Origin of the sequence: Streptomyces cadmiisoli (assembly GCF_003261055.1) — a bacterium.
Taxonomy (GTDB): Bacteria; Actinomycetota; Actinomycetes; order Streptomycetales; family Streptomycetaceae; genus Streptomyces; species Streptomyces cadmiisoli.
Genome location: NZ_CP030073.1, coordinates 5,380,750 through 5,394,823, shown reverse-complemented (window position 1 = coordinate 5,394,823; position 14,074 = coordinate 5,380,750). Strand labels below are relative to the sequence as shown.

Below are 14,074 nucleotides of genomic sequence, written 5' to 3'. Positions count from 1 at the left end.
GGGCGCGCTCGCGCGGCAGCCGCCTCGTCGGGCGAGGGTGACCGTTCCTCGCGGGGCTGGGGCACAACCGCGCTAGCGCGGTTGTACGGCAGTGCAGGGCGGCGCCGGCCTGGCGGACCCCCCGGAAGCTGCCGGCCCAATGACGCACGACGGGGCCCGCCGGGCGTGCGGCGGGCCCCGTCGGGACGGTGGCGGTGATCAGTGCTCGGTGGTCGGCGGGGTCGGGCCGCCCGGGGTCGCCTCGGGGTCGGGGCCCTTGGCCGCCTCGGTCTCGCTGTAGACGTCGGGCTCCAGGTAGATGACGCGGGCGATCGGGACCGCCTCGCGGATGCGGGACTCGGCGGCGTCGATGGCGGCGGCGACCTCGGTGGCCGTGTCGTCGTGGCGTACGGCGATCTTGGCGGCGACCAGCAGTTCCTCGGGGCCGAGGTGGAGTGTGCGCATGTGGATGATGCGGGTGACGGTGGTGCCGTCGACGGTGGCGGCCTCGATCTTCTTGACGTCCTCGACGCCGGCCGCCTCGCCGAGCAGCAGCGACTTCGTCTCGGCGGCCAGGACGAGGGCGATCAGGATGAGCAGGACACCGATGCAGAGGGTGCCGATGCCGTCCCAGACGCCGTCGCCGGTGAGCAGCGCCAGGCCGACGCCGCCGAGGGCGAGGATCAGACCGACGAGCGCGCCGAGGTCCTCCAGCAGCACGACCGGCAGCTCGGGCGCCTTGGCGTGGCGGACGAACTCCTTCCAGGACTTCTTGCCGCGCAGGACGTTGGATTCCTTGATGGCCGTCCGGAAGGAGAAGGTCTCGGCGATGATCGCGAAGACCAGGACGCCCACCGGCCAGTACCAGTGCTCGATCTCATGCGGGTGCTTGATCTTCTCGTAGCCCTCGTAGATGGCGAACATGCCGCCGACGGAGAAGAGGACGATCGAGACGAGGAAGGCGTAGATGTAGCGCTCGCGGCCGTAGCCGAAGGGGTGTTGCGGGGTGGCCTCGCGCTGGGCCTTCTTGCCGCCGAGGAGGAGCAGGCCCTGGTTGCCGGAGTCGGCGACGGAGTGCACGGACTCGGCGAGCATCGAGGACGAGCCGCTGAAGAGGAACGCCACGAACTTAGCTACCGCGATCGAGAGGTTGGCGAGAAGTGCCGCCACGATCGCCTTGGTTCCGCCTGACGCGCTCATGTTGTTCGCGTTGTCCCTTCGTACGCCGATCCGGGGCCGGTGCGCACGGGCTTCGTACGCCGTCCCGGGCTTTGCCCTGGCCTTGCGGTGGGCCATTGTTGCAGTCCGCCGCGACGACGGCGCGCGAGGTCGCCGTCGTCGCCGCGGAAGGGGCCCGCGCCGGTCCGTCAGGCGACGACCGTGGCCCGGAAAAGCGTGCCGGCGCCGGACACTTCGGCCTTTTCGCCCGCCGGTACGAAGACGGATCGACCGGGTGTCAGTTCGTGCTCGCCGGCCTGCACGGTGCCGGCCGTGCAGAGCAGTATCTGCGGGGTGGCGCGGGTGAGGTCGCGGGCGGCGCCGCCGGCCGCGAGGACGTGGCGGGAGAGGCGGAACTCGTCGATGGGGGTCTCGTAGACCTCCTCGCCGTCCGGTGCCGCCTCCGGGCGCAGGACGCCGGGGTCGCCGGCCTCGAAGCGGACGATGCGCAGGAGTTCGGGGACGTCGATGTGCTTCGGGGTCAGGCCGGCGCGCAGGACGTTGTCGGAGTTGGCCATGATCTCGACGCCGAGGCCGTCGAGGTAGGCGTGCGGGACGCCGGCCCCGAGGTACAGGGCCTCGCCGGGCTGCAGGCGGACGTGGTTGAGGAGCAGTGCGGCGATGACGCCGGGGTCGCCGGGGTAGTGGTGGGCGAGGCCGGCGTACGGGGCGTACTCACCGCCGAGGCGGGCGCAGGCGGCGGCGGTCTCGGCGACGGTGCGGGCCATCTCGTCGGGGTCCGCGGTGAGGACGGCGGTGAGGACCTCGCGCAGGGCCGCGTCCTCGGGGTGGGCGTGCAGCAGGTCGACGTACGGCTTGAGGGAGTCGACGCCGAGGCCGTCGAGCAGTTCGGCGGTCCGCAGCGGGTCGCGGAAGCCGCACAGGCCGTCGAACTCGGTGAGCGCGCAGATGAGTTCCGGCTTGTGGTTGGCGTCCTTGTAGTTGCGGTGCGGGGCGTCGACGGGGACGCCGCGGCGCTCCTCGTCCTCGTAACCCTCCTTCGCCTGCGCCAGGTCGGGGTGGACCTGGAGGGAGAGGGGGGCGCCCGCGGCGAGGACCTTGAGGAGGAAGGGCAGTGTGGGGCCGAACCTGCCCACGGACTCGGGGCCGAGTTCGCGCTCCGGGTCGGCCTCGACGAGCTCGAACAGAGTGCCGCGGTCGGTGCGCGACGGTGCGCCGGGGTGGGCGCCCATCCACATCTCGGCCTGCGGTTCGCCGGACGGCTCCACGCCGAGGAGTCCCGCGATGGCGGTGGTGGAACCCCAGGCGTAGGGGCGGATGGTGTTGTCGAGGCGGTCCATTCGCTTCTCTCTGCTCGCTTCTCTCTGCGTACGACGCGGGTTCTCCTCCGCGTACGACGGTCGGGGTGTCCTGTGCCAGATCAGGCTTCCGAAGCGAGCGCCAGGTAAACGGCGGCGAAATCCGTGATGGCGATCAGTTCGGCGAGGGTCTCCAGTTCGCCGCCGGGCTCGGGTTCCAGCTCGCTGATCGGCGTGTCGTGGCTGAGGGCCAGGTCGCGGGCGGCGGGGGCGGCGGTGAGGCCGCCGATCGGACGGTCCCGCAGGAGCACCACGCGTGCGTGCAGGGCGGGTCGTTCCTCCACGCGGTCGCGGAAGAAGTCGTCCGGGTCGGCGTTGGCGGCCAGCCGGCCGGCGAGCAGGGCGCTGTGCGTGGCGAGCGCCTCCGGGAGTTCGGCCACGACGGCGGGGTGGCCGGAGAGTTCGGCAAGGGCGGCGGCGAACCTGCGGCCCGCGGGACCGGCCGACGGTCCTTCCGTCCAGACGATCGGGAGGGCGTCGGCGAGTTCGGCGGCGAGGGTCTTGGCGGCGTTGCTGTACGCCGCGATCGCGGGCCCGCAGCGCTCGGCGACGAGGTCGAGGCGGTTGGCGACCTTCTCCAGGGCGTCGGGCGGGGCGGTGAGCAGGCCGATGCGGTCCAGCAGCGCCAGGAGCGGGGTGAGCAGCGCCCACAGGACGCCGGGCGCGGACGCGGCGAGGGGTTCGTCGTGCTCGTACGGCGCGGTCGCCAGCGGGACGAACAGGCCGTGGGCTCCCTCGACGGCCTCGACCAGCGGGGTGCCCGCGGGGGCCACGGCGGCGACGGTGCAGCCGCGGCGGTAGGCCTGGTCGGCGAGCAGTGACAGGCCCGGTTCGGTGCCGTCGGGGGTCGCGATCAGGAGCAGGTCGACCGAGCCCGTCCAGCCGGGCAGCTCCCAGCGCAGGGCGCCGGCCGCGGGGGCGACGCCGGTGGGCGCCAGCCTGGTGACCGGGCTGCCGGGGCCGGCGAGCGAGCCGATCAGGTCGGCGGCGTGGGTCGCGGCGGCGCCGGGGCCCGCGATGAGGACGGCACGGGGACGGCCGTCGGGTTTGAGGTCGTCGACGCCGGCCTCGGCGGCGTGCCGGGCGGCCGTGCGGACGCGGGCACCTGCCTCCGCGGCGCCGCGGAGCAGGCCGCGCTGGTCGGCCGCGGCAAGCCCCTCCGGGGAGTCGAGCAGCGATTCGTCGAGCATGGGCGGCAGCCTCCGAACGCCGGGTTTTCGGTTGCGCGGGCGGCCGTGGTCCGGGACGGGCCGCCGGCGTCGTTCACGCGGGGCGGCGGGCCTCGTCGACGAGGAGGACGGGGATCCCGTCGCGCACGGGATAGGCCAGACCGCAGTCGTGGCCGGTGCAGATCAGCTCGGTGTCCTGCTCCGCGAGGGAGGCGTGGCAGGCCGGGCAGGCGAGGATCTCCAGGAGGCCGGCTTCGAGCGGCATGTGGGCGTCCCTTCGGGGGCGGTGCGGGTGGGTGTTGTTGTGAGGACGTGCCTGGTCAGCGTACCGCCGGTCGGGGTGGGGTGCCGGGGGTTGGACGGGTCGGAGTCGGCCGGTGACCGGTGGTCGGGGCACGGGTGTCCGGTTTCGGCCACTCCCGTGCCGTGCCCGGGCTGTGGTCGGCGCCTCGTCTCCACCTCGGGGTGCCTCGTACGGGACCGCCGGAGGGAACGGCCCCGGCGGGGCGATCCGGTGTGACGGGGCGGGCCGACCCGACCCGGCGGGAACCGGCCCACCCACCGGCACCCACCGGCACCGACCGACCCACACCCCTCCCGCCCCCGCCCCCGCCGAACGACGGAGCGACGCGTGACCGGTCCGGCCCCGTCACCCTCTGATGATCGCCAGTGCCTCGTCCCGCACCTTCGTCATCGTCGGCTCGTCGCGGGCCTCGGCGTTCAGTCGGAGCAGTGGTTCCGTGTTGGACGGGCGGACGTTGAACCACCAGTCGGCGGCGGTGACGGTGAGGCCGTCGAGTTCGTCCAGGGTGACGTCCTCACGGTCCTCGTACGCCGTCCTGATCGCCGCGAGGCGGGCGTTCTGGTCCTCGACGGTGGAGTTGATCTCGCCGGAGCCGACGTAGCGGTCGTACTGGGCGACCAGGGTGGACAGCGGGCCGTCCTGACCGCCGAGCGCCGCCAGGACGTGCAGCGCGGCCAGCATGCCCGTGTCGGCGTTCCAGAAGTCACGGAAGTAGTAGTGCGCGGAGTGCTCGCCGCCGAAGATCGCGCCCGTCCTGGCCATCTCGGCCTTGATGAAGGAGTGGCCCACGCGGGTGCGGGCCGGGGTGCCGCCGTGCTCCGCGACGACCTCGGGGACCGACCAGGACGTGATCAGGTTGTGGATGATCGTGCCCGTGCCGCCGTTCCTCGCCAGCTCGCGGGCGGCGACCAGCGCGGTGATCGCCGACGGGGAGACCGGGTCGCCGTTCGCGTCGACGACGAAGCAGCGGTCGGCGTCGCCGTCGAAGGCGATGCCCAGGTCGGCGCCCTCCTCGCGGACGCGCAGCTGGAGGTCGACGAGGTTCGCCGGGTCCAGGGGGTTGGCCTCGTGGTTGGGGAAGGTGCCGTCCAGTTCGAAGTACATCGGGACGAGGTCCAGGGGCAGGCCGGTGAAGACCGTGGGGACGGTGTGGCCGCCCATGCCGTTGCCCGCGTCGACGACGACCTTCAGGGGGCGGATCGACGTCAGGTCGACCAGGGACCGCAGATGGGCCGCGTAGTCCTCCAGCGTCTCGCGCTGTGTGATCTTTCCGTGCGCCGGGGCCGGCTCGGGGGCGCCCGTGTCGCTCCAGCCCTCCACCAGCTCCCGGATCTCGGTCAGACCGGTGTCCTGGCCGACCGGGGCGGCGCCCGCGCGGCACAGCTTGATGCCGTTGTACTGCGCCGGGTTGTGCGAGGCGGTGAACATCGCGCCGGGCAGGTCGAGCGCGCCCGACGCGTAGTACAGCTGGTCGGTCGAGCAGAGGCCGATCTCGGTGACGTCGACGCCCTGGGCCACCGCGCCGCGCGCGAAGGCGCGGGACAGACCCGGGGACGACGGCCTCATGTCGTGGCCGACGACTATCGCTTCGGCGCGCGTCACCCGCGCGAAGGCGGCCCCGAAGAGTTCGGCCAGGGACTCGTCCCACTGGCTCGGGACCACACCGCGCACGTCGTACGCCTTCACGATCTGCGACAGATCAGCAGTCACGGCCAACCCTCCTGGAGTCCTATCGGTCACCACAAACTACCCGTCCCCACCGACATCGCGACGGGGGGACGGAAAGTGGACTCCCAGCCGTGACCTCAGGTCGGCGAAGGCCGCGGCCGCGTGGCGGAGCGCCTGGTCAGGGGAGCATCCAGCCGAGCACCGGCGAACTCTGGCCGACGACGATCAGGCACATCACGAGCAGCAGCCCGAGGCTCCACGGCAGCACCTTGCGCAGCAGGTCCCCCTCGCGGCCCGCGAGTCCCACCGCGGCACAGGCGATGGTGAGGTTCTGCGGCGAGATCATCTTGCCGAGGACACCGCCCGAACTGTTGGCGGCGGCCAGCAGTTCGGGGGAGAGCCCGGACTCGCGGGCGGCCGTCACCTGCAGGGCGCCGAAGAGGGCGTTGGCCGAGGTGTCCGAGCCGGACACGGCGACGCCGAACCACCCCAGTACGGGCGAGAGGAACGCCAGTCCCGCACCGGCCGCCGCCACGAAGTGGCCGATCGTGGCCGCCTGTCCGGAGAGGTTCATGACGTAGGCGAGGGCGAGCACGGACGTCACCGTCAGGATCGCGAACCTCAACTCGTGGACCGTGGCGGCCCATTCCCTGACCGCCACGCGCGCGTGGACCCCGATGACGGCGGCCGTGAACACGCCCGCGATCAGTACGAGCGTGCCGCCGGTGGAGACGATCGGCCAGCTGAAGACGTTGCCGCCGACCGCCTCGCCGTCGGCGTTCACGACGTTCAGGAAGGGCCAGTCGTACATCTGCGTCGCCTGTGCCAGCCAGTCCTTGACGGCGGGGATCTGCGCGATGGAGAACACGGCCACGATCAGGGCGTAGGGCGCGTAGGCCCGTACGACCTCGGCGCGCGGGTCGTCCTCGTCCAGTTCCTCGCTGCGCGTGCCGGTCAGCACGGACGCACGGACGGGTTCGGCGGCGGGCCTGCGCGCCTGCGGTACGGCCACCAGCGCGGCCGCGCCCGCCAGGGCGGCGCCGATGTCGGCGAGTTGGGCGGAGACGTAGTTCGAGGCGGCGAACTGGGCGACGGCGAAGGCGACTCCGCACGCCATGGCCGGCACCCAGGTCTCGCGCAGTCCGCGCCGGCCGTCCACGAGCCCGACCAGCACGAGCGGCACCACGAGCGCCAGCAGCGGGGTCTGGCGCCCCACCACGGAGGCCACGTCCTCCAGCGGGAGGCCGGTGACCTGGGCGAGTGTGACCACCGGCGTTCCCATGGCGCCGAAGGCCACGGGCGCGGTGTTGGCGACCAGGGCGACGACCGCGGCGCGCACCGGTTCGAAGCCGAGCGCGACGAGCATGACCGAGCAGATCGCGACGGGCGCCCCGAAACCGGCAAGCGCTTCCAGCAGGGCGCCGAAGCAGAAGGCGACGACGAGCGCCTGGATGCGCGGGTCGTCGGAGAGGCGCCCGAAGGACCGGCGCAGGATGTCGAAGTGCCGGGTGCGGACGGTCATCCGGTACACCCACAGGGCGTTGACGACGATCCACAGGATGGGAAAGAGACCGAAGGCGGCTCCCTGGGCCGCGCTGGAGACCGTCTGACCCAGGGGCATGCCGTAGGCGAGCCAGGCGACCAGGACGGCCGCGAGGAGGCCCGTCAGGCCGGCCAGGTGCGCCTTCATCCGGACGCCGCCGAGCAGGATCAGGACGATCACGAGGGGAAGGGCCGCCACCAGGGCGGACAGGCCGAGCGAGCCGGCGACGGGTTCCAGTTCCTGCACGTACATAGCGCCTCCCCGGATTCCGCTGTGCGGAAAGCGATTTCCCACGGGCGTCGGAAATGGTCGTGTCCGCGACAAGTCCGAGTCAATGGGTGTGCGCCGACGGACATGCTCCGCACGGTGAAACATCTGGGGAGGTCGGACGAACCCGCAGGAAGCCCCGCTCAGTTGTCGGGCGAACGCAGCACCCGCAGATGGCCGCGGCGTGCGACCTCCATCGGGTCCGCCGCGCGTCCCCCGCCGCCGGCCTGGGCCGCGCGCTCCTGGGGACGGGCCGCCTCGCGCACCGCGTTGGCGAGCGCTTCCAGGTCGTCACCGCTGGGCCGGGCGGGGGCCGAACCGTCGAGGAGCCGGACGACCTCCCAGCCGCGAGGGGCGGTGAGGCGCTCGGAGTGCTCCGCGCACAGGTCGTAGCAGTGGGGTTCGGCGTAGGTGGCGAGCGGGCCGAGGACCGCGGTCGAGTCGGCGTAGACGTACGTCAGCGTCGCTACGGCCGGACGGCCGCAAGCGGTTCGCGAACAGCGACGTACAGGGCTCACGACGTTGGACGGTACCGCACTCTTGAGCGGGCCGCGACGACTCTCCACCAGGTCACTCCACCGTGTCGGGTTGTGAAACACCCCACACACCCCTGCAGACACACCCCGTTGACCTGCACGGACCGCACTTTTCGGGATGTCCGACCGCGTCAAATCCGGTCAACACTCCACACAAACAACATCAATTGCCTCGTGATCGCCGGTCTCGGAGAGATACGGAATCGAGCCCAACCTTGGCTGGAATGGTCATCTCTCGACATGCCGCCCGCGGGCCCGCGGGCGGTCGTCGCGCAGCGTGGGGGCCGGGCGCGGGCAGCCCGCGAGGACTACCCTTCACCAGTGATGGACAACCGAGTACCGCCCAGCGCCGCCGGCCCCGGGCCCCGCCGCCGTGATCGCCACGGCCGGGGCATGCGCGGCCCGATCGCCCCGCCGCAGGTGCCGCTCGCGGCGAGCCGCGCCGAGGCGTTCGCGGACCTGGTGCAGGACTCCGTGGAGCGCCTGGAGCGGCGCTGGCCGCAGCTCGCCGAGATCGACTTCCTGGTCCTGGAGGTCCCGAGGCTGGACGGACCCGGGCAGGTCTGGAACGACGAGGCGGTGCCGCTCGGCGGCACGATCCCCGCGCGGGAGGGGCATCCCGCGCGGGTGGTCGTCTACCGGCGGCCGGTGGAGATCCGCACCAAGGGGCGCGACGAGCGGGCCGCGCTGGTGCACGAGGTCGTCGTCGAGCAGGTCGCCGAGCTGCTCGGGCTGACGCCGGAGACCGTGGATCCGCGCTACGGCGAGGACTGAACCCCGCCGCGCTACTTCTGGAGCACCGACAGGTCCTGCTCCGCCTTCGGCACCTTCACCGTGCCCCGGTCGTCCGGCAGGGTCTGCACCGTGAACGCGGGCACCCCGTCCTGGGCCGCAGTGAGCGTCCGGGACGCGTAGACCTCACCGCCCGAGTCGTGCTCGACGGTCAGCGCGTACGTGCCCTTCAGGCCACCGGGGACCGGCAGGTCGACGCTCTGGGTGGTGCCGGACTTGATCGTGTACGTCTTCGACACCGCCTCGCCGCCCTTCGCGCCGGCCGACGCGGTGACCTTGACCTGCGCCGTCTCCCCCGGCGCGACCAGGGACAGCGTGACGCCCTTGCCGGTGTTGCCGACGGCCGTCGCCCGCGCGCCCACCGGACGCACGGCCGAGATGAACGCCGACTCCTGGGAACCGGACTTGCCGCGCACCACCTGGACCGCCGCGACCACCGGCACCGCGCGGTCCGTCGGCGTCAGGACCAGCGAGCCGGGCTCGCCCCGGGTGAGGTCGGCGAGGTCGACCGCCGTCGTCACACCCGCCTTGACGCGCAGCGTCTCGTGTCCGGCGGGGGTGATCAGCCCCGACGTCGAGGCGAGCTGCACCTTCAGGTCGGCGTCCGTGTCCTCGGGTGTGAAGGCGATCAGCCGGACCGCCGTGGCGTCCTTGGGAATGCCGGGCAGGACCAGACTGCCGGCCGGGTCGGTGGCCGCGGCCAGCCAGTCGCCGCCGATCTCGTCGTCCAGCGCCTGGACGGCCGCGCCGACCCGCCCGCTGCGGACGTTCACATGCACCGTGAGGTCGGTCTCCTTGGCACCGGTCAGCGTCGACAGCAGGATCGGCTCGCTGGCGCCCGGAGCGACCGTGATGCCCTCGCCGACCGCGGACTCCAGGTCGCCGTCCTTGCCGTACAGCTCGATGTCGACGACGGCGGCGGAGTCGTCGGGATTCGTCAGATGCACGTAGTCGGTGCGGCCGGCGGAGGTGCTCGCGCCCGGGAACCAGAACTCGGTGTCCGGGGCGGAGCAGTTGACGCCCTGGAGGCCGCGTCCGCTGCCGGCGGCGACCTCCGTGGTCTCCTGGACGGTCCAGCCGGGCGCGAAGCCGCCCTCGGCGGTGCCGATCAGCGCCGGCGACTCGCCGCCCGTGCTGTCGCCCTCGGCGGGCGTGCCCGGTTCCTTCGGCTCCAGCACCGGCTTGTCCGCCCCGGACTTGTCGTCGCCGTCGCCGGACTCCGGTGCCACGGACCGCAGTTCGGCCTTGCCCTTGTCCGCGGTGCCCTCGACGACGGGCGTGAAGGACGCGTACGCCGTCTCGGCGAGGTCGGAGGTGCTGGGCGCCGGGCACAGCAGGCTGGTGCGCTCCACGGGCAGTTCGGCGGCGGCCTCGGCGGTGCCCGTGCCGGTGGGTTCCGGGGCGGACACCGCGGCGAACCCGGTGACGGCGGCGAGCGCGGTGGCGACGCCGATCAGGGAAAGGGTGGTGCGGTTCACTGCTGGCTCCCGTCGGTGCGCTCACTGCCGTTGTCGTGCGGGCCGTGCGGGCCGTGCGGTCGCGCCGGGTCGTACGCGGGGTCGTAGCCCTGCTGGTACGTCTGGTCGTAGGGCCGGCCGTACGCCGGGTCGTACGAGCCGTCGGGGGCGGTGGCCCCGTACGCGTACGCGTCGTACGGACCGCCCTGGTACGGATCCGCCTGGTACTGGTCCGCCGGGTACTGGCCGTCGTAACCGCCCGCCGGGTACTGCCCGCCGGCTTCCTGGTACTGCTCGCCGCCGTACGCGCCGTACTCGGGGCCCGCGTAGCCCGGGGTGTCGGTCCCCCAGGCCGCCGGGTGCTCCTCCGGCGGGGCCGGTGCGGCGTAGGGCTGCTGCTGCGGGACGGACTCCGGGGGCTCCTCCCGCGCGACGGCCGGGAACTCGTCCGTCCGGCCGGTCTCCTCGGCCTCGGCCTCGGCCTCGGCCTGGGCGCGCAGCCGGCGGGCGCGGCGGCCCTCGCCGGCCATGGCCTGCTCCGGAACGACCGGTTCCTCGGGGAGGTCGTCGTCGATGTCGCGGCGGCGGCCGGGCAGGGCCAGCACGACGAGGACGACGGCGAGGGCGCCCTGTGCCCACAGCCAGGCGGTGTGGCCGATCGGGTCGTCGTAGGTGACGTCCAGCGTGCCGCCGCCCGCGGGGAGTTCGAAGCCCTGGGCCCAGCCGTCGACCTCGGTGGGGGTGAGCGGCCTGCCGTCGACGGTGGCGGTCCAGCCCTCGCTCGCGGTGTCCGCGAGGCGCAGGATCCGGCCCTCGGGACCGGCCGGGACCTTCGTGTGGATCTCGACCGGGCCGGCGGCGACGGGCTGCGGCTCGCCCGAGCCGGACGCCGGGACGACGACGGCGCGGGCCACCTGGCGGTCGACGCGCCACAGCGCGCTGCCGTCCTGCTGGCTCAGCCGGCTCAGACCGGGCGTGGCGTCCAGGACCCGGCTGACCTCACGCGGGGCGCCCTTGTGGACGAGGACGTAGCGCACGGCGAAGCCGCCGAGCTGGTCGGCCTGGTCGGCGCCGGAGCCGGCCACGAGGTTGGCGACGACCTTGTCCAGCGCGGCGTTCGGTCCGTCGGCCGCGGCCAGTTCGGCGTCGCCGAGGCGGGCGCCGGAGCCGCGCACCAGCGTGTAGCCCACGTGGGCGGCGGAGTCGCTGTCGAGAACGAGGGTGCGGGCCTGGTCGCGGGTGTTGCTCTCCTCGGCGACGAACGCGGGCACCTGCACCGGGTCACGGCGCTCCACCGGGCCGTCGGCACCGCGGATCATCCAGCCGGCGGCGATCAGCAGGGGGCCGGCGGCGGAGGCGAAGGCGATCAGCGCGGCGACCGGCTGGCGCCAGCCGAAGCTCTGCTCGGCGACCCGCGCGCGAGCGCCGTCGGCGCCGATCGCGGCGGCCGCGAGGAGGGCGATGCCGTAGACCAGGGTGGCCGGGCCGGCCCAGGCGGAACCGTTCGACAGGACCGCGAGGACCAGGCCGACCAGGGCGGCCGCCCAGGCCGTCCAGATGTCCGCCTGGCGCTCGCCGCGCAGCAGGGCGGCCAGCGCCGCCAGCACGATGCCGAACAGCATCAGCCCGCTGACCGTGCCGGGTCCGCCGGGGCCGGCCCCGAGCAGGTCGAGGGCGGAGGCGGCCGAGTGGCCGTACTCCAGGCCGGCTTCCCGGAAGAAGCCGAACGGCAGCAGCGTCAGCGACCAGGGCGCGAGGATCAGCAGCGGCGTGCCGAGCTGGGCGAGGAAGCGCAGGCCGTAGGCGGTGATGTCGCCCCGGCGCACAGCCAGCACCCCGATGCCGAGGAGCAGCGCCACCGGCCACACGATCGGTGTGAACGCGGTGGTGATCGTCAGCAGCAGCGCGTACGCCCAGGTGGCGCGCCAACTGCCGCGGTGCCCGGAGGAGTTAGCCAGGCCGCTCGCCGCGATGCCCGCGCGGGCGATCAGCGGCAGCAGCACGGCGAGGACCGCGGTGCCGACCCGGCCGCCGGCGAGGGCGCCGGTGGTGGCGGGCAGGAACGCGTAGACGACGGCCGCCCAGGCGCGCAGCAGCCGGGACTCGACGAGCGGACGCGCGGCGAAGTACGCGGTGAAGCCGGCCAGTGGCACGGAGCCGACGAGCAGCAGGGTGAGCGCGAGTCCGGTGGAGCCGAGCAGGGTGGAGCCCAGCATCGCCAGCAGGGCGAGGTACGGCGGGGCGGCGGCGTCGCCGCCGGCGCCGACGGGGTGCCAGGAGTCGAGGTAACGCGACCACAGCTCGCCGGAGTCCGCCGGTGCGGGCAGCAGGGCGCCGCCCGCGAGTGCACCGCCGCCGAGGAGTTCGCGGCAGGCGGCGAGCGAGACCAGCAGCAGCACCAGGAAGAGCATCGGGCCCGGGTTGCGGGCGATCCGCTTCAGCCGTGCGAACTGCTCGATCTCCAGGAAGTCCGCGTCGTCGCCGCCGGGCCCGGACTCGACGCCGCCGCCGTGCCGTCCGGCACCGGGGACGCTCTCCGCGTCGGAGCGGCTGACGACATTGCCCGCGACCTGTTCCACGGTGGCCCGCACCGTCGCGCCGGGCGGCGGGAACAGCGGGCGCAGTTCGCCCGCGTCGAGAACCGGGGCACCGCGCTGCCGCCGGCCCGCGATGATCCGCTCGGGCCGCAGCAGCACCCCGAGCAGGCCGCGGATCTCGTCGACGGCCTGGCCGGGCACCTTGCCCACGAGGTAGGCGACGGTGCGCAGCAGCGTGCCGAGGACGAGCCGGGTCAGGACCCAGGGCAGCGTGGCCGTCCGGGTGTTGACCAGCAGGGTGTAGACCGCGCCGGCCTTGTCGACCTTGTGCGGGGAGGCCGACGTGCGGCCGACGCAGTCGACGGCGCGGCGCTCGCGGGAGGCCGCCTCCGCGTGTCGTACGACCGCCTCCGGGGCGACGAGGACCCGGTGACCGGCGGCGTGCGCGCGCCAGCACAGGTCGACGTCGTCGCGCATCAGGGGCAGCCTGCGGTCGAAGCCGCCGAGTTGTTCGAAGACGTCGCGCCGCACCAGCATGCCGGCGGTGGACACGGACAGCACGGTCCGCACGTGGTCGTGCTGGCCCTGGTCCTGCTCGCGGCGGTCCAGGCCGGTCCAGCGGCGGCCGGAGTTGGCGATGGTGACGCCGACCTCGAGGAGCTGCCGTCGGTCGTACCAGCCGCGCAGCTTGGGGCCGACGACGGCGACGTCGTCGCGGCCGAGTTCGAGTTCGTTCTCCACGACGCGCAGGAGCTGTGCGAGCGCGTCGGGTTCGGGGGCGCTGTCGTCGTGCAGCAGCCACAGCCACTGCACGGGCTCCCCGTGCGGAAGCTCGGGCTGGTCGTACGCGTCGTCGCGCCAGGAGCGCGTGACCGGGTCCCAGCCGCTCGGCCGCTTCAGGTAGGGCAGGTCCTCGGGCGTGAGGACGGGTGCGTTGCGGTTGGCCTCCTCGACGGCCTGGCCGAAGCCGGTGCGGCGGGCGAGGTGGAGCACACGGTCGGGCCCGAGCGCGTCGGTGACCAGATGCGCGGAGTCGTCGGCGCTGCCGGTGTCGGCCGCCACGACGTACTGGACGGGCCGCTCCTGGCCGAGCAGCCCGGCGAGCGCGTCGGGCAGCCAGCGGGCGCCGTCGTGGGCGACGAGCACCGCCGTCACCACGTGACGCGGGAACTCCGGTGGGCGGGACGGGTCGATTCCCGCCGTGGCAGCGAGGTGGTGATGGGCTGCCGTGTGGCTGTGCACGGACATCGAGGTACGGGCCCCGGTTCGGTGGACTGCGGTGGAC

At 73.6% G+C, this 14,074-nt stretch carries 10 protein-coding genes; 1 reads left to right on the top strand and 9 read right to left on the bottom strand.

Features of this window, described 5'->3' with window-relative positions; translation table 11 throughout:
* Window positions 1-198: 198 nt before the first annotated feature.
* From DN051_RS23530 to DN051_RS23500, 7 genes are all read right to left on the bottom strand, one after another.
* On the bottom strand, window positions 199-1,179 hold the full coding sequence (locus tag DN051_RS23530) for a cation diffusion facilitator family transporter (protein WP_112442396.1): 981 nt from the start codon (window positions 1,177-1,179) through the stop codon (window positions 199-201).
* A gap of 167 nt (window positions 1,180-1,346) precedes the next feature.
* Window positions 1,347-2,498: a mannose-6-phosphate isomerase, class I gene (manA, locus tag DN051_RS23525; protein WP_053760360.1), complete on the bottom strand. Its 1,152-nt coding sequence runs from the start codon at window positions 2,496-2,498 to the stop codon at window positions 1,347-1,349.
* Between the two features lie 80 nt (window positions 2,499-2,578).
* Window positions 2,579-3,706 carry an SIS domain-containing protein gene (locus tag DN051_RS23520; protein WP_053760359.1) on the bottom strand — a complete coding sequence of 376 codons (1,128 nt, stop codon included), beginning with the start codon at window positions 3,704-3,706 and terminating at the stop codon, window positions 2,579-2,581.
* Between the two features lie 73 nt (window positions 3,707-3,779).
* Window positions 3,780-3,950 carry a Trm112 family protein gene (locus DN051_RS23515; RefSeq protein WP_079001171.1) on the bottom strand — a complete coding sequence of 57 codons (171 nt, stop codon included), beginning with the start codon at window positions 3,948-3,950 and terminating at the stop codon, window positions 3,780-3,782.
* A 384-nt stretch (window positions 3,951-4,334) separates the two neighbouring features.
* Complete coding sequence (locus tag DN051_RS23510; protein WP_053760358.1) at window positions 4,335-5,699, bottom strand: phosphomannomutase/phosphoglucomutase; 1,365 nt, start codon at window positions 5,697-5,699, stop codon at window positions 4,335-4,337.
* A gap of 136 nt (window positions 5,700-5,835) precedes the next feature.
* Window positions 5,836-7,452 carry an L-lactate permease gene (locus tag DN051_RS23505; protein ID WP_053760357.1) on the bottom strand — a complete coding sequence of 539 codons (1,617 nt, stop codon included), beginning with the start codon at window positions 7,450-7,452 and terminating at the stop codon, window positions 5,836-5,838.
* Window positions 7,453-7,610: 158 nt separating this feature from the next.
* The gene (locus tag DN051_RS23500) at window positions 7,611-8,033 is read right to left on the bottom strand and encodes a DUF3499 domain-containing protein (RefSeq protein ID WP_053760356.1); all 423 of its coding nucleotides are present in this window, start codon (window positions 8,031-8,033) and stop codon (window positions 7,611-7,613) included.
* A 294-nt stretch (window positions 8,034-8,327) separates the two neighbouring features.
* Here DN051_RS23500 and DN051_RS23495 point away from each other — a divergent pair, with 294 nt between their 5' ends.
* On the top strand, window positions 8,328-8,777 hold the full coding sequence (locus DN051_RS23495) for a metallopeptidase family protein (RefSeq protein ID WP_199315001.1): 450 nt from the start codon (window positions 8,328-8,330) through the stop codon (window positions 8,775-8,777).
* Between the two features lie 11 nt (window positions 8,778-8,788).
* Here DN051_RS23495 and DN051_RS23490 read toward each other — a convergent pair whose 3' ends face one another.
* Window positions 8,789-10,273, bottom strand: a complete 1,485-nt coding sequence (locus tag DN051_RS23490) for a DUF5719 family protein (RefSeq protein ID WP_112439444.1) — start codon at window positions 10,271-10,273, stop codon at window positions 8,789-8,791.
* Window positions 10,270-14,037, bottom strand: a complete 3,768-nt coding sequence (locus DN051_RS23485; protein WP_112439443.1) for a glycosyltransferase — start codon at window positions 14,035-14,037, stop codon at window positions 10,270-10,272. Before DN051_RS23485 ends, DN051_RS23490 begins: the two co-directional genes overlap by 4 nt.
* Window positions 14,038-14,074: the final 37 nt, after the last annotated feature.

Bases quoted from the DNA above. Each gene is read 5' to 3' on its own strand.
- DN051_RS23530 (WP_112442396.1), bottom strand. From the start codon at position 1,179: ATGAGCGCGTCAGGCGGAACCAAGGCGATCGTGGCGGCACTTCTCGCC.
- manA (WP_053760360.1), bottom strand. From the start codon at position 2,498: ATGGACCGCCTCGACAACACCATCCGCCCCTACGCCTGGGGTTCCACC.
- DN051_RS23520 (WP_053760359.1), bottom strand. From the start codon at position 3,706: ATGCTCGACGAATCGCTGCTCGACTCCCCGGAGGGGCTTGCCGCGGCC.
- DN051_RS23515 (WP_079001171.1), bottom strand. From the start codon at position 3,950: ATGCCGCTCGAAGCCGGCCTCCTGGAGATCCTCGCCTGCCCGGCCTGC.
- DN051_RS23505 (WP_053760357.1), bottom strand. From the start codon at position 7,452: ATGTACGTGCAGGAACTGGAACCCGTCGCCGGCTCGCTCGGCCTGTCC.
- DN051_RS23495 (WP_199315001.1), top strand. From the start codon at position 8,328: ATGGACAACCGAGTACCGCCCAGCGCCGCCGGCCCCGGGCCCCGCCGC.
- DN051_RS23485 (WP_112439443.1), bottom strand. From the start codon at position 14,037: ATGTCCGTGCACAGCCACACGGCAGCCCATCACCACCTCGCTGCCACG.